Source organism: Syntrophales bacterium (genome assembly GCA_026417625.1).
Taxonomy (GTDB): domain Bacteria; phylum Desulfobacterota; class Syntrophia; order Syntrophales; family UBA8958; genus JAOACW01.
In genome coordinates this window covers 45,365-60,662 of record JAOACW010000004.1, presented here as the reverse complement: position 1 = coordinate 60,662, position 15,298 = coordinate 45,365, and the positions used below count along the sequence as shown (strand labels likewise).

The following is a 15,298-nucleotide window of genomic DNA, read 5'->3' as shown; positions in this document are numbered from 1 at the left end:
GAGTCTTGCGGAGGAGGGTCCAAATCAAAAGTAGATGGCTATGACTGTATAAATTTTCATTTTTTAGAAGGGGGGGATGGTGCTGTAAAAGGGTAGTCTCAATTATTTGTCTTTTTTAAATGTCAAAGAAAATCTTCGGAAGGAGGGAAATTATTAGATGACAACACCAATACAGCAAAAAATCAGGGATAAAAAACGTACACCCGAGCAGATTCTGGATATGGTAAAAAGTGGCGACTGGATTCAGCCGGGATCTGTGGGAGGTGATTCTACAGTTTTAATGAAGGAGTTGGCCAAGCGTCTCGGTCCAGGGCCCGGTCAATTAAAGGACATTGAGATATGGCAGTACGCAAATTTTTATCCCCATCCAGAGTTCCAGCAGGTGGATCCCCATCAGGAGTATCATGTGATTCATGAGTACTTCTTCTTCCCGTGGAACAGGAAAGCGCGGGACACGAACAAGGTTACAAGTTGGGCCAACTGGGGTTGGGCTATGGGAATGTGGTTTCAGCACTACCGATTTATCCATGCAGTAAAAGAGAAGCGGGGTTTGGATTGGTGGTGGAATGCCGCAACTCCCTTTGATGAACACGGATTTGCGAACTTTTCATATGGTACAAATAACTGCAATATTTTCAGGCAATGTGCCAAGAAGATAGTTCTCGAGGTTCGTAGCGATTATCCTTGGGCTGAGGGTGGTCGCTTTAATACCATCCATATAGATGATATTGACTACTGGGTGGAAGTGGATTGTGAGAAGTATCGTTGGCCTCAGATAAACGAGAAGGCGATAAAACCGAGAGATGAGGAAGTGGCCATTGCCAATAATATAATGAAGATTGCCCGTGACAGAGATGTTATCCAGCTGGGTATAGGTGCTCTGCCATCCGCTGTGGCAACGGCCCTCAGCGAAGCGGGACTTAAGGATTTGGGGATCCATACGGAAATGATGAACTTTGGTCTCCTCAATCTTATCGAGTCCGGTTCGGTGACAAACCGATACAAGTCCATTGATAGGGGTAGAAGTGTCTGGACGTTCGCCTTCCCGGTGGATACTGAGTGGTACTACAACACAATCCATAGAAACATGAATCTAGCTGTCTATGACATAAGCTATACGAACAATGCTCAAACCTTGACGCGCATCGATAACATGTTGGCTATAAACAATGCTGTCGCTGTAGATCTTCTCGGTCAGGCCTGCTGTGGGTTCTACGAGAAGAGGCCCATTTCTTCATCAGGTGGATTCTTTAACTTCATAAGCTTCTGTTGTCAGAGCAGAGGGGGAAGAAGTGTGGTGTCTATGACATCCCGAAGCAAACACGGTACATCCCGCATTGTTCCCTTCCTGCCTGAGGGTTGTTCTGTGGACGTGCCTGCTCAGCTTGTGAATTACGTTTGTACAGAGTACGGTATTGTGAACCTCAGGGGTCTTAACGGTTACGAGCGTGCCGAGGCTTTGATTTCCATTGCCCATCCCGATGATAGAGAGTGGCTGCGCAAAGCTGCTTACGAGGATGGTCTGCTTCCACCAAAATCGAAGATCAACTTCCTGCCAGAGGAAGGTGGGAACAGAAGGTATCCATCTTACGACGAACGCCGCAACTACAAACTGCCCCACCACAGCGAACTTTGGGGATTCGATTGGGATCCTTATCAGAGTGGAAAGTGATCGGATCCTTTGCGGAAAGGCAGAAGACCCGGGGAAATATATCCCTGGGTCTTTTCTATTAGATTCGGTGATGTATTATGGGAAAAAAGAAGAAAAGGGAAAAGAAGAGAGAAATGGAGCTGGAAAAGCGTCTTGCCGGTTTATCCAAGAAGAGAACGATAAACCGCGGCGATTTGATGCTCATAGTCACAGTAGTATGGCTGCTCGGGTTAATCGTCATTGTGGCGAAGTACGGGAGACTCTGGTAGTTTTCACTTGACAAGGCTTTTACTATTTGTTAACTAAAACACCTGAGGAGGGAGTAGAAAAACCCGCCACGCTACTTCAGTTTATACCAATGATTATTTTGCAAAGAGTATCTTTGCATTAAAAGAAAGGGGGGATGAAGGGGCAAAAATCCAGAGGATTGGAAAAGCGTAGAGGTGAGCTCATGAAAAACGGAACATTTACTTATCGGTAGTTTATGAAAAAAAGGAGGTAATAGTCTATGGCTCATGAACACAACTTTGCAACACCAGGACCAGCAGGTTTGGGTGCGCTGGCAGTGGCATGTTTTGGTTTTGGTGCAGTTTTTCTTGGTAAGGTGGATGTAAGTGGTCTACCTCTTCTTGCCGCATGGCTAGTCGGTGGTGGAATAGTGCAGTACACCACTGCTGTCATTGAATTGAAGGATTTCAATATTACCGGCGGTAACGTTTTTCTATTCTTTTCTGCGTTCTTCATGTTTGCTGCGGCGCTTAGTGTGTTTGCCAAGTGGTACATGATCAATTTTATGTTTGTTCCAAAGGCACAGAAAGAGGCTTTGGATGCGGCAATGGCAGCCGCGGGGGTAACGGATCCGAAGCTGCTTTCACCTGAGGTGATGGCCAAGGTAAAGGCGGATGTCGGTAAAGCGGTGGGTGCAATGATGCAAAAGGCCGTTCACGTAGAAGGATGGAACTGGATGGCTGGAGCAGCATTCCTCACAGTGGTAACACCGGCATATTTACGTAGTCCGTTGTTCATGCTGGTTATTCTAATTGACATTGTACTCTGGTTGATCGTTGGTGTCGATACCGGTTGGTATGGTGATCCCAAGACCCTGAAACCTATTATCGGTTGGTTGCTTATCATCTCCGGTTGGTATGGTGTCTACATGTCAGGTGCTGTGGTGGTGAACACCATTTATGGCAAGAAGATTTACCCCACACCGCCACCAGTGATAAAGGCCTAATCTTAAAGGGGTTCAGAATTTTGTCATTGAAGCGCATGGGGGGATGTATATATGTCCCCCCATGGTAAATAGATGAAGGGGGGGATTATAATGATCACATTTCAGAATTATGTTGCCAATAAGTATTCCCGTCCTGGTCCACTCAAAGGCATACGGGTTCTTGAGGTATGTACGTTACTTTTCGGTCCTGCAGGTCCTTCCTTTCTTGCCAGTCTCGGTGCCGAGGTTATAAAAATCGAATTACCACCTCTCGGTGATGTTACGCGATCGCTAAATCCCTTTGGATGGTTTTACAAAGAACAGGGACCGATGTTCATGCATATAAACACGGATAAGTACTACATGGCCCTTGACCTTCATAAGGAGAAAGGGCAGGAGATATTTAGAGAACTGGCGAAGAAGGCCGATATCATTGAGTTCAACATGAGGCCTGCGGTTCCTAACAGATGGAATGTCGGTTACGAGGATATTAAAAAGATAAATCCGGGTATAATCTACATAGAGAAGAATGGATTTGGACAGTGGGGTCTATATGCGGAGCAGGATCGACCATCTAACGATGGAGCTGCTCAAGCAATGTCAGGGTATGCATGGATATCCTCTTTTCCCGGTAGGCCTCCTTTGAAACAGAGCATTTGGATCTGTGATGTATTTGGGGCCATGATGGGAGAAGTGGCGGTTCTTTCCGCTCTTTATTACAGGAAAAAGACAGGAAAGGGTCAGTACATTGAACTGTCCCAAAGTGAGAATATAATGCGGGCAATGGGTTGGGTTTGGCCGTACCAACAGTTTACAGGTAAAGGTGTGGAGCCTGCTGGAAACAGGGATCAGTGTATCTGTCCTGCTGATACGTTTCTCTGTAAAGATGATCTATTTGTTGCTATTGCAGCTCCAGCGCCTGATGAGTTTGCTGGTTTGTGCAAGGCGATGGGGAGACCGGAATTGGCGGAGGATCCACGCTTCAAGGATCATTCTACTCGTCTGAAAGATGAGAATGCTCTCGCGATATTGAAAATAATTGCCGATTGGGCAAGGACGAAAACGGCACGTGAGATTGAGGAGTTGGGCAAGTATTACGGTTTTGCGGCGAGTCGACTTCACAATGCCCGGGATATGTTTGAAGACCCCCACAGGCGCGCCAGGGATTTTATGAAATTTATCGATGATCCCATGTACGGAAGATACCCTGACCATGAATTTCCCGTGATGATGTCCAAAACCCCACCCAAACATAGGTGGACGGTAAGACCAGTAGGTTTTGACAATGACTTTATTATGACAAAGATCCTGGGCTACTCCCAGTCGCAAATAGAGAAGTTGTATGAGGAAGGAGTACTTGGTAAGTGGAAAGATATGCAGGGTAGACGTCCTCCCTCAGACTGGGATGGTGAATCGGGTGCAATACTGAGGAGGTGACGAGCCATGACACAGCACGAAAGGCCAAAATGGGCACCATGGGCTGATTATATAAGGTCCCTTGACGATCCTGCGAAGAATTTTGAGAAGCCCGAAGCACTCGATGATCTTGTTGTTCTTGATCTCAGTTCCAGGAGCATGGCTGGTTGTTTTTGCTCTTCCCTTTTAGCAGAACTGGGGGCGGAAACCATCCGTATTGAGCCACCGGGGGGCGATATAGTCAGGACGTACTCGCCGAACGGTCTAATGCACATGGGGACAGGTTATGCTTATCTTCAGGAAGGGCGGAACAAGTATCACATAACCCTTAACTTAGAGAAGGAAGAGGGAAGGGAGATACTCAAGAAACTTGTGGGATATGCAGATGTTTTGATTGAAACCTATCCCACCGGTGTTATGGACAGTTGGGGACTGGGGTATGAAGATTTATCAAAGATAAATCCTCGCTTGATCTACACCTCCATCAGTGCTTTTGGTAGATTTGGACCTGAGAGTCTGAGACAGCAGTACGATTACGACAACGTAGCACAGGCCCGCTCGGGTGTGCAATACACAACGGGGGAAATACTTCCCGAGGGCAAAACTTATGACGAGATGCCATATGCTGTTCCAACTAAGGCGGGTGTTTGGATTGCCTGGGCCGTTTCGGGAACTTTTGGGGCGATTGGTATTTTAGCAGCTCTTCTGCACCGCATGAATACTGGGGAGGGTCAGGCTATTGACGTTGCCAGTTACGAAGCCTATGAGCGTCTTCATGACTATGCCCTGCACTGGTATGCGGGTCAGGGGGTAATAGCTGAGAGATTTGGCAACCTCGATACAGCACTCTGGTTGTATGGGTTTTTCCCCACGAAGAACGGTGGTGTTTTTCTAGGTGGTTTACGTCTCGAAATGTGGAAGGCTTTCGTGGATATTATCGGAAAGTATGAAGAGTGGGGAGCTGCTGAATGGACAACTCTGGCGCCTTTCATGAAGAAGGACTGGCAACTCAAGTACCAAGCCATGATCAATCCTGAAACCTCCAAGTATACAAGCGAAGAGTTAGTCCAAATGTCAGTGGACTATGCCAAGAAGGGTCGTCTAGCCCCGATCACAGCGGTTGTAGCACCCATTGTTCCACCGATGGAAACGATGAAAGACCCTGTATGGAACGATCGTGGCATTTTTACTCCTGTAAACGATCCGGTTTACGGTCCTGTTATATGCGCTCAGGCCCAGTGGAAATCTACAGGTACACCACCTAGAACTAAGTGGGTGTGTCGTCCTGTGGGTTACGACAATGGTTACATCTATCTGAAATACCTCGGGTATGGACCTGCAAAGCTTAAAGAACTTGAGACGGAAGGAATTATATAAAAAAACTGAAGGAGAGGTACCACATGTGGGCGCCACTTAAAGAGGAAGAGAAACAGAGGTACAATGTAATTAACAAGGAAAATCTGGAATTTTTGATGAACCGCTACAACAGGGTTAACCGCTGGGTAATTGCTGATATTATTAGACGTAGTGCTTACCGTTATCCCAATAAACCTGCTTTGATTTTCAAGGACAGAACACTGACCTACGAGCAATTAGAGAAGGAATGTAACAAGGTAGCAAATGCCCTTTTGTCGCTAGGAGTGCAGAAGTACGATAGGGTAGCAATTCTTGCCCACAACACGATTCATCACGTCCTTACTTGGTTCGGTTGCTGCAAAATTGGGGCTATCTATCTGGCGATAAACTACCTTCTTAGGGGCAAAGATATTTCGTATTGCATAAACCACTCTGAGAGCAAAGTGTTTATTATCGAGGATGCCCTCTATGACCTGGTGAAAGACGTGATGGATGATATGCCCACCGTTAAAACGTATATCTGGTCTGACGATATGGCGGGGAAACCGCCAATTAGCGATCGTTTTATTGATTTCAATACGTGGTACAAAGCGTATCCCGATACGGAACCAGATTGTATACTTCACATTGAGGATCCCTGTCAGATGACATACACAAGTGGCACCGAGGCCCTTCCCAAGGGTGTCATCATCAGCAATCAGGCTTTGCTTGCCCAGTACATGGGGACGATAGTGGATGGTCAGTACGAGGAGGAGGATATCAACCTGAATGCCCTGCCTATTTATCATTGTGCTCAAAGGGATGTGTTCATGAACCCTATTTTCTGGCTTGGTGGAACGAACATCCTCATGACGCCTGATATTGGGCAGATATTACAGAATATTGAAGCCTATAAAGCAACACTCTTCTTCGCCCCGCCGACAGTGTGGATAGGTATGCTTCGTCACCCAGATTTCGATAAACGCGATCTCTCATCCTTGAAGAAGTGTTATTACGGCGCATCTATAATGCCTGTGGAGATTTTAAAAGAGATGATGGAAAGGCTCCCAGGCGTGAGAATTTACAACTATTACGGTCAGACTGAACTTGCACCGTATCATACCATTCTAAAAGCGAAAGATGCTCTTAGGAAGATCGGTTCGGCGGGTATGGGTGGATTAAACATGGAGACCCGTCTTGAGGATGATGACGGAAATCCCATAGATAAACCTGGCGTACCCGGTGAAATATGCGGTCGTGGTCCTCATGTAATGATCATGTACTTCAAGGATCCTGAGAAAACGGAAGAGGCTATGAAGGGTGGATGGTTCCATTCCGGAGATGTGGGTGTTATGGATGAGGACCGTTACATAACAGTTGTGGATCGCAAGAAAGACATGATAAAGACAGGTGGTGAAAATGTCTCCACCCGCGAGGTTGAAGAAGCTATTTACCTCGACAAGAGGGTTCAGGAAGTGGCCGTTATCGGTTTGCCCGATCCTAAGTGGGTAGAGGTGGTTACCGCTGTGGTTGTTCTCAAGCCGGGAGAAAAGATGACAGAAGAAGAACTGATGGGACATTGTCGAAGTCACCTTGCACCCTTCAAATGTCCGAAAAAGGTTTTCTTCGTGGATGCCCTTCCTAAAACCCCGACCGGGAAGATACTGAAGCGTGAAATGAGGCAGATGTTCAAAGACAAGTGAGTAACTAGGGGAGTGTAATTATGGGGGGGGTGGGTCTGTAAACACCCCCCCCAAATTTTTTTAGGGAGGTTTTATATGCAGAATTTCGTCTTTCATAACCCAACGAGGATTCTTTTTGGCAAAGGAATGATAGAGCGTGTTGGTGAGGAAGTTAAAAGGCTGGGGCAAAGAGTTTTTTTTGTTTTCGGTCAAGGTAGTATCAAAAGAACGGGAACTTACGAAAAAGTGGTACAATCACTGAAGGATGCAGGTGTGGAAATTATTGAGTTTTCAGGTGTACGATCCAATCCGCTTCTTTCCCATGCAGTGAATGGCATAAAGCTCTGCCGTGAAGAAAGGGCAGATGTAGTTCTTGCTGTGGGAGGTGGTAGTGTCATCGATACGGCAAAGACTATTGCAGCTGGTGTGAGGATGGACCCTCAGGAAGACATATGGGACTACTTCACGCTTAAGAAAAGAATAAAAGATGCACTACCTGTTGTGGCGGTAGTTACTGTTTCTGCGAGTTCGTCAGAGTCTAATCCTCATGCGGTAATGACCAAGGATGAAGGAGCGCAGAAACTAACCCTCACTTCACCGTTTATTCAACCTAGGGTTTCTATTCTTGACCCCACGGTACTTTTTACTTTGCCCTCAAATTACACAGCGTACAGTTCAGTGGACATCATTGCCCATCTTCTCGAAGGTTACTTCAACAACCAGGAGCCAGAGAGTGTACTGCAGGATAGATTGGTAGAGGGACTGATGAAAACTGTGATGGAGAGTACAGAAGTAGTTTTGAAGGATCCGGAGCACTACAATGGAAGGGCAAATATAATGTGGTCAGCTGTTCTGGCTTTCAGCGGAATTACTACAGCGGGATTGGGGATCATATCTTTTCCTGCTCATATGGTGGAGCATTCATTGAGTGCCCTCTACGATGTTCCCCATGGTGCAGGTTTGAGCATTACACTACCAGCTTGGATGAAGTATGCCTTAAGGAACAATCCTTCGAAATTTGCCCGTTTGGCAAGGGAAGTTATGGGTGTAGATATTGCGGACGATTTAAAAGCCGCAGAAGAGGGCATTCGTCTTCTAAAAGATTGGTTTGCTCGAATAGGTAGTCCTGTTACCTTGAGGGAAGTCCGTATACCTGAGGGGGATATGGAGAAAATAGCGGAACATGCCTCGTTCACAGCTTCAGTGTGGAGAATGAAGGGTTATACGAAAGAGGTCATTTTGGAGATTCTTGAACTTTGTAAGGGTTGAAAAAAAGGGGGTATGTCATGAAGCGCTACGGAGAGTTTATTACGAGCGAAGAGGAAATTGCTTTCCTGCAAACCATCCGGAATTATGTGGATCGCGAGGTTATGCCTCGGCGTCTGGAACTTGACGAGGATTATAGCGTTTTTGAAAAGGTTTACACCGGCCTTGTTAAGTTGGGAATCCAGAGGCGGGGATTTTCACCGGAGTACGGAGGTTTGGGAATTCGTTCTGCACCAGTGGTATGTGCCATAACAGAAGAAATTGCAAGAGGGGATAGTGGTCTCGCTTTGCACACTTTGATCATACCCTGGTGTCTGGCTCCTGCAATGGGAGCGCGAAACAAGTTCCTGATGGACAGATTTATTCCCATGTTCTGTGAAGATGTTCCCCGTTGTGGCTGCATGGCTATAACTGAGCCGGAGGGCGGTTGCAACATAGAGGATCCAGGGGAACACGCTATGACCATAAAAACACGGGCAAGATTAGAAGGAGATGAGTGGGTGATAAACGGAAAAAAGATGTGGCCAAGTGGTGCTAGTATTGCTGATCTTTACTGCGTTGTGTGTACTACCGATCCTGCTCTGAAGGAAGATGGTGTGGCCCTAATATACGTCCCAAAGGATACAACAGGTATGACCTTTGGAAAACCTGAGCAAAAGATGGGTATGAAGGTTACGGATGTCAATACCGCGATATATTTTGATAATGTGCGTGTTCCAAAAGAATACCGTGCTGGTGGGCCAGGTGTGGATTGGCAACTACTCCGTGCCAATGTAGGTTGGGGGAGGCTTACCAGTGCTCCTATGGCAATTGGTAATGCTCAGGCAGTTCTCGAAATTGTGATAGAATTCTCTAAAACCAGGGCCTATGGAGGAAAACCGGTGCGGAATCATTCTCTTCAGGCGGCTATGATTGCTGATATGGCCATTGGTATAGAATCTGCGCGCGCCTTTTATCTTTCTGTGGCAACGATGTTTAACAATCGAAAGAAATACGGTGGTCCCGGCGACGATTTTTTACTTGGTAGGGCTAGTGCAGCGAAGGTTTATGCCTGTGATGTAACAGAAATGGTCTGTAACCGTGCAATGGAACTCATGGGATCTTATGGTTACGCCAGAGAATACCATGTGGAGAAGTATCTGAGGGATAGTAAAATTATCCAAATCTGGCTGGGTGGAGGTCAGTTGGGCAGATTGGACGTAGTGGAAACTTATTATCCCTACCGGGTGTGGCGGGAGGGATAAAAAGATAAAGGGAGGGATTGAGTATGCCTTTGAAAACCGCGGAAGAATACGAGGAGAGCCTCCGCAGGATGAAATTCCGTGTTTTCCTGATGGGGGAAGAGGTGAAGAACGTGGTGGACCACCCTATAATAAGGCCATCCATGAATTCAGTTAAAATGACTTACGCCCTTGCACAGGATCCGCAGTATGAGGATTTAATGACGGCTACGTCCCACCTAACAGGCAACAAGATCAACCGCTTCTGTCATCTTCACCGTAGTACAGATGATCTCATTAAGAAAGTGAAGATGCTTCGTCTTATGGGTCAGAAAACAGCGGCCTGTTTTCAAAGATGTGTGGGAATGGATGCGATAAATGCGGTGGATAGTGTCACGTACGAGATGGATAGAAAACTAGGAACAGACTATCACAGTCGTTTCACCAGGTTTCTCCTTCGTATGCAGGAAGAGGACTGGACTGTGGATGGTGCTATGACTGATGTTAAGGGTGATAGGAGTCTGGGACCGAGCAAACAGAAGGATCCGGATCTCTTCTGCAGAGTGGTGGAGAAGCGGTCCGATGGCATTGTTGTTCGGGGATGTAAAGCCCACCAGACTGGAGCAGTAAATTCCCACTGGATTTTAGTGATGCCCACCATGACTTTGACGAAAGAAGATGCCGATTATGCCCTTTGTTTCGCTGCCCCGGCCGATGCGGAAGGTATCATATACATTTACGGTCGGCAATCCTGCGATACGAGGAAATTGGAAGGCGGAGAGATTGATATAGGTAATCGTTATTTTGGCGGTCACGAGGCGATGATGATTTTTGATGACTTATTCGTGCCCTGGGAAAACGTTTTCATGTGTGGGGAATATGAGTTCAGTGGTTTACTTGTAGAACGTTTTGCAGGATACCATCGTCAGAGTTATGGCGGTTGCAAGGTAGGTGTGGGAGATGTCCTTATCGGTGCCGCTGCTCTTGCAGCTGAATACAACGGTGTAAGTAGGGCGTCTCATATAAGAGAAAAGCTGATAGAAATGATTCACCTAAATGAAACCCTTTATGCATGTGGAATCGCCTGTTCAGCAGAGGGTTATCAAACTGCATCCGGCACTTATCTCATCAACCTTCTCCTGGCAAACGTGTGTAAGCAGAATGTGACACGGTTTCCCTATGAGATAGCGCGGTTAGCTGAAGACATTGCGGGGGGTCTTATGGTTACCATGCCATCTGAAAAGGATTTCCGACATCCCATTGCTGGTAAGTATATTGAAAAGTACTTGAAAGGCGTAGCAGGAGTACCAACGGAGTACCGCCTCCGCATCCTCCGCTTAATAGAAAATCTTACACTGGGAACAGCGGCGGTGGGCTACAGAACAGAATCCATGCACGGTGCAGGTTCCCCTCAGGCTCAGCGTATCATGATAGCCCGCCAGGGTAACCTTGAGCATAAGATAAAGCTGGCCAAGAAGATTGCAGGTATCCCAGAGGATTAAAACGGAAAAGGGCTATTGGGTATTTTGTGAGAGGTGGAGAAGATACTTGATATACAGGTGGGGCTTCTTCTGAGTTACTGTGATGATGAGATCGATTTTCCTTAACTTGTAAACGGATGATGGGTTGGTCCGGGAATTTAGAGAGGATATACCACGCCGTGTCTGGTACGGGGAACTCTGGGATATTATTTGGAAATAGGGATGTTTAGGGTGTGCATTCGGTTTTGCGGTGGTTGCAATTCTCAAATAGACCGAGGAAAAGTGGCTGAAGCTTTGAGGAGTTGCCTCGAGAGAGAAGGCGTCTCAGTTATGTACAATGTGGATCATGCTGATTATGTGGTTTACATGAATGGCTGTTACACATGCTGCGCTCTGAAGTACCATCCACCTTCTTCAAATCTGTATGTAGTTGTGGCGGCTGATACAGTGGATCACGAGAAAGTAAGAGAGGTGTGCATAGTGGAGACAGTATTGCGAAAGCTCAGGAAGTTTTCGGGAATTGGGGATTTCCTATAATGGAGGTTAGGGGTAAAAATGAGCGATTTTTTTTCCTGGAAAGGTAAGGTTCCTTTTATCCTTCTTGTAAATCCCCGGTTCAATGGGTTGTCGGAAGTATCTCCCCTTGCGTTGGAGTCACTTGCCACACCAGTTTTGGAGGACGGATTTGATGTGCACATCCTCGATATGGATGTTGGGGAAAAAGAGGAGCGGTATGAAATTTTGGATTGTTATCTCGAGACGAAGAGGCCGTTGATACTCGGGGTCACATGCATGTCCAACACGGTCGGAGAGGCCTTAAAGATATGCGAGAGAGCTAAAAATAGAAATAGTGACGTTTTGACTGTTTTGGGCGGAATCCATGCCACGGTCCTCTACGATGAGATCCTTAGAGATTATGAAGTTGTGGATGTGGTTTGTCGGGGGGAAGGAGAGGAGACGTTTCAGGAACTTGTACAGGATATCTACTGTGGTCATCCACCCGAAGATGTGCCTGGTTTAAGTTACAGAAGGGGTAAAGAGGTAATACACAATCCCAACCGGCCCCTTGTAAGAGATCTCGGTAGTTATCCTTTCCCTGCTTTTCACCTCTCTGATAGCAGATATTATAAGGTTCGTTCGATTTCCTCCAGCAGAGGTTGTCCTAACCGGTGTACTTTCTGCTCCATCAGAAGACTTTATGGATCTAAAGTGCGCTTTGAACCGCTGGAGAAAGTTTTGGAAGAAATAGGAATGCTAAGAGGTATGGGTGCGCGACGTATCCTTTTTACAGATGACAATTTTACATCTTTCCCTGAAAGGGTTAGGGAAATATGCCGGGCCATTACTAGAAATTTTCTTAATCAAGACGTAGAGTTTTATGCCCAGGGTAGGATTGACGATGTCTGCAGGCAACCTTTAATGGCATCCTGGATGAGCGAAGCAGGTTTCAAAGGCCTTTACATCGGTGCAGAGTCTGGTTCAGAAGAGATACTTTCCCTTTATGGGAAGGATCTTCAAGTGGAGAATATCATAAAAGGTGTAAGTTACTGTGTGGAACAGAATCTAACGCCCGTTGTGAGTTTTATTCTTTTTGGACCCTGGGATACTGTTGATACAATAAGAGAGACGATTCGTCTGGGTTGTGCTATTTTCAAAATGGGTGCTGAAATTGCGTATACTGAGTCTCTTATTCCCTTCCCTGGTACTCCCATTCAGGAAACCCTTATCAGAGATGGAAAATGGCATGAAAAGGAATGGGTCTATTACTTTTCCTCCTATCGAGAATTGGACATCGATCGGATGTATAAAATTTTCGATTTAGCGAGGGCAATGGTGCGGGTGACTCATGGTGCAGATCCTTATTTCACCCTCCGCAAAACATTCTACGAGTTTTCCATGTTGGATTATCTTCTCGAGGGTAAGATCCCGCCAGACTATAGGGACTGGCGAGATAATAAGTTTTACCGGGGGAACGCTGCCATGGAGGAGGCTGTGAATATGATTGAAACGGCATTGGCGGAGATTTTTTAATTTTTTGTCGCTGTCCTGTCGGCTATGGTTCTGAGTAGGAATTCTTGAAATGCGGCATCGTGTTCTATGGCGAAGGATTCTTCAAACCCTAAGACATCGTGTGTCTGGAAAAAACGCTTTTGAATGTTCAGTACGTGTTGTGGTGTTTGATCTATGATTTTTTTCATTATTTCTTTGGCCCGTCCAAGTAGACGTCCCGGTAGTGTTATTTCACTTACCAGCCCAATGCGGAAAGCTTCTTGGGCATCAATTATTCTTCCACTGAGGCAAAGATCTCGAGCTAGACCTGCACCGATCAACCATTTGAGAGGAGTGTAGAGGGTGGGTGTAAACCTAATTTCGGGATGACCGAATGTTGCTCTATCAGAGCATATGCGGAGGTCGCAAAGTTTGGCAAGGTCAAATCCCCCTGCTAGGGCTGGACCGTTTACTGCCGCCATTGTGGGTTTGGGAAAGTACCACACTTCTCTATGATACGTAGAGGAGGTTTTGAAGATTTCTGTGATTAATTGCGTTTCTTTGAACTCTCCGAGATCGAACCCTGCAGAGAAAACGTCACCATTTCCAGTTATGATAACAGCTCCCACATTGGAGTCTTCTTTCCATTTTCTGAGGACCTCTGTTATTTCTCTGCGCATTTCAATGTTTATGGCATTCTTTTTCGCCGGTCTGTTAAGTTTGATAATTCCTAGTCCCTCTGAAATTTCAGCTATCACGTTTTTTGTGAACATGTAGTTTTACGTTGCGAGGCCCCATCATGGTTAAAAGACAGGGCCTCTTATCCCTTTCTCTTTGGAGTTATTTTATACTACTCAGAATATCACGGGCAATAATGAGTCTTTGAATCTGGTTGGTACCTTCGTAGATGGACGTAACCCTCACATCTCTGTAATACCTTTCCACAGGAAATTCCTTTGTGTACCCATATCCGCCGCAGATCTGGATGGCGTTGTAGCATGCCCTTTCTGCTGCCTCAGTAGCGTAGTATTTTGCCATAGAAGCCTGTCTGGCAAATGGTCTCCCCTTTTCTTTAAGGAAAGCAGCGTAAAGGAGGAGCAATCTTGCCGCCTCGAGCTCTGTATGGGATTCAGCTATCATCCACTGGATGGCTTGGAAATTGCTGATTGGCTGATCGAACTGCCTTCTTTCCACGGCGTAACGTGTGGCGTATTCAATAGCGGCCTGACCCACACCGAGCGCAAGGGAACCTATGCCTATTCTACCCCCGGAAAGTTCACCTAGTGCGATTCGTAATCCACCGTTTAACTCCCCCAATAAGGCATCTTTAGGAATTCGGCAATCCTCGAAGATCAGTTCGTTTGTGGCAGAGGCATGCTGTCCCATTTTGTGTTCCGCCCTACCTATTGTGAATCCTTTCGTGCCGTTTTCAACGAGGAATGTGGAAATGCCTTTGCCTTTTGGAGCAGATTTGTCCGTTACAGCCCAGACCACGAATACACCTGCGTATTCGCCACTGGTAATGAAGATTTTATTCCCGTTTAATACCCATTCATTTCCGTCGAGTACGGCTGTACAACGGACTCCCGCTGCGTCGGAGCCTGCTGTAGGTTCTGTAAGTCCGAAGCCTCCAGCGTAATACTCACCGGAACACATTTTTGGAATGTATTTACGTTTCTGCTCCTCCGTTCCTACAGCCTGGATGACTTCACAAACCATGTTCGTCACGGACATGGTAACTGCTGTGGATGCACAGGCCCGGGCAATTTCCGTAATTGCAAGGCTGAAAGCAATGACTCCTGCTTCAGATCCACCGTATTCAGCCTTTACGTTGATGCCCATCATTCCCAGTTCTGCTAGCTTTCTGAGGTTTTTTAAAAATGTATCCCGGTCACCTTCTTCGTCCATCTTTGCAGCAACTGGCTCCAGCTCCGTTTTCGCAAAGTTACGAGCTGTTTCCTGAATCATGCGTTGATCTTCTGTTAAGTCGAAATTCATTATTCCTCCTTACTTTCATCAAGTTTTAATAATTTGATGATACTTTA

The 15,298-nt window shown here is 46.3% G+C and carries 13 protein-coding genes; 11 read left to right on the top strand and 2 right to left on the bottom strand.

Annotated features, from left to right (window positions below):
- Positions 1 to 157 precede the first annotated feature (157 nt).
- From N2317_04170 to N2317_04120, 11 genes are all read left to right on the top strand, one after another.
- Positions 158 to 1,672 (top strand): hypothetical protein, encoded by a 1,515-nt coding sequence (locus tag N2317_04170; protein MCX7816693.1) that lies wholly within the window; start codon positions 158 to 160, stop codon positions 1,670 to 1,672.
- 77 nt (positions 1,673 to 1,749) lie between these two features.
- Positions 1,750 to 1,920 (top strand): hypothetical protein, encoded by a 171-nt coding sequence (locus N2317_04165; protein MCX7816692.1) that lies wholly within the window; start codon positions 1,750 to 1,752, stop codon positions 1,918 to 1,920.
- Positions 1,921 to 2,159: 239 nt separating this feature from the next.
- Complete coding sequence (locus N2317_04160) at positions 2,160 to 2,885, top strand: GPR1/FUN34/YaaH family transporter (protein ID MCX7816691.1); 726 nt, start codon at positions 2,160 to 2,162, stop codon at positions 2,883 to 2,885.
- A gap of 90 nt (positions 2,886 to 2,975) precedes the next feature.
- Positions 2,976 to 4,301 (top strand): CoA transferase, encoded by a 1,326-nt coding sequence (locus N2317_04155; protein MCX7816690.1) that lies wholly within the window; start codon positions 2,976 to 2,978, stop codon positions 4,299 to 4,301.
- Between the two features lie 6 nt (positions 4,302 to 4,307).
- Positions 4,308 to 5,657 carry a CoA transferase gene (locus N2317_04150; protein ID MCX7816689.1) on the top strand — a complete coding sequence of 450 codons (1,350 nt, stop codon included), beginning with the start codon at positions 4,308 to 4,310 and terminating at the stop codon, positions 5,655 to 5,657.
- 23 nt (positions 5,658 to 5,680) lie between these two features.
- Positions 5,681 to 7,318: an acyl-CoA synthetase gene (locus N2317_04145; GenBank protein ID MCX7816688.1), complete on the top strand. Its 1,638-nt coding sequence runs from the start codon at positions 5,681 to 5,683 to the stop codon at positions 7,316 to 7,318.
- A 75-nt stretch (positions 7,319 to 7,393) separates the two neighbouring features.
- Positions 7,394 to 8,566, top strand: coding sequence for an iron-containing alcohol dehydrogenase (locus N2317_04140; protein MCX7816687.1), 1,173 nt, complete (start codon positions 7,394 to 7,396; stop codon positions 8,564 to 8,566).
- A 17-nt stretch (positions 8,567 to 8,583) separates the two neighbouring features.
- Positions 8,584 to 9,807, top strand: a complete 1,224-nt coding sequence (locus N2317_04135) for an acyl-CoA dehydrogenase family protein (protein ID MCX7816686.1) — start codon at positions 8,584 to 8,586, stop codon at positions 9,805 to 9,807.
- Between the two features lie 23 nt (positions 9,808 to 9,830).
- Complete coding sequence (locus N2317_04130) at positions 9,831 to 11,285, top strand: 4-hydroxyphenylacetate 3-hydroxylase family protein (protein MCX7816685.1); 1,455 nt, start codon at positions 9,831 to 9,833, stop codon at positions 11,283 to 11,285.
- 210 nt (positions 11,286 to 11,495) lie between these two features.
- The gene (locus tag N2317_04125; protein MCX7816684.1) at positions 11,496 to 11,801 is read left to right on the top strand and encodes a hypothetical protein; all 306 of its coding nucleotides are present in this window, start codon (positions 11,496 to 11,498) and stop codon (positions 11,799 to 11,801) included.
- An 18-nt stretch (positions 11,802 to 11,819) separates the two neighbouring features.
- A complete protein-coding gene (locus tag N2317_04120) occupies positions 11,820 to 13,295 on the top strand; it encodes a B12-binding domain-containing radical SAM protein (GenBank protein ID MCX7816683.1) in 1,476 nt (491 codons plus the stop codon).
- Here the strand turns inward: N2317_04120 and N2317_04115 are convergent.
- Both N2317_04115 and N2317_04110 read right to left on the bottom strand, forming a co-directional pair.
- Entirely contained in the window at positions 13,292 to 14,026 is a 735-nt protein-coding gene (locus tag N2317_04115; GenBank protein MCX7816682.1) for an enoyl-CoA hydratase/isomerase family protein, read from the bottom strand. The two genes, N2317_04120 and N2317_04115, sit on opposite strands and share 4 nt — an antisense overlap.
- A gap of 67 nt (positions 14,027 to 14,093) precedes the next feature.
- On the bottom strand, positions 14,094 to 15,251 hold the full coding sequence (locus N2317_04110; protein ID MCX7816681.1) for an acyl-CoA dehydrogenase family protein: 1,158 nt from the start codon (positions 15,249 to 15,251) through the stop codon (positions 14,094 to 14,096).
- Between the last annotated feature and the right edge of the window lie 47 nt (positions 15,252 to 15,298).

Excerpts from the sequence above, each read along its gene's own strand:
- N2317_04170 (MCX7816693.1), top strand. The coding sequence starts at position 158 with ATGACAACACCAATACAGCAAAAAATCAGGGATAAAAAACGTACACCC.
- N2317_04165 (MCX7816692.1), top strand. The coding sequence starts at position 1,750 with ATGGGAAAAAAGAAGAAAAGGGAAAAGAAGAGAGAAATGGAGCTGGAA.
- N2317_04160 (MCX7816691.1), top strand. The coding sequence starts at position 2,160 with ATGGCTCATGAACACAACTTTGCAACACCAGGACCAGCAGGTTTGGGT.
- N2317_04155 (MCX7816690.1), top strand. The coding sequence starts at position 2,976 with ATGATCACATTTCAGAATTATGTTGCCAATAAGTATTCCCGTCCTGGT.
- N2317_04150 (MCX7816689.1), top strand. The coding sequence starts at position 4,308 with ATGACACAGCACGAAAGGCCAAAATGGGCACCATGGGCTGATTATATA.
- N2317_04145 (MCX7816688.1), top strand. The coding sequence starts at position 5,681 with ATGTGGGCGCCACTTAAAGAGGAAGAGAAACAGAGGTACAATGTAATT.
- N2317_04140 (MCX7816687.1), top strand. The coding sequence starts at position 7,394 with ATGCAGAATTTCGTCTTTCATAACCCAACGAGGATTCTTTTTGGCAAA.
- N2317_04135 (MCX7816686.1), top strand. The coding sequence starts at position 8,584 with ATGAAGCGCTACGGAGAGTTTATTACGAGCGAAGAGGAAATTGCTTTC.
- N2317_04130 (MCX7816685.1), top strand. The coding sequence starts at position 9,831 with ATGCCTTTGAAAACCGCGGAAGAATACGAGGAGAGCCTCCGCAGGATG.
- N2317_04120 (MCX7816683.1), top strand. The coding sequence starts at position 11,820 with ATGAGCGATTTTTTTTCCTGGAAAGGTAAGGTTCCTTTTATCCTTCTT.
- N2317_04115 (MCX7816682.1), bottom strand. The coding sequence starts at position 14,026 with ATGTTCACAAAAAACGTGATAGCTGAAATTTCAGAGGGACTAGGAATT.
- N2317_04110 (MCX7816681.1), bottom strand. The coding sequence starts at position 15,251 with ATGAATTTCGACTTAACAGAAGATCAACGCATGATTCAGGAAACAGCT.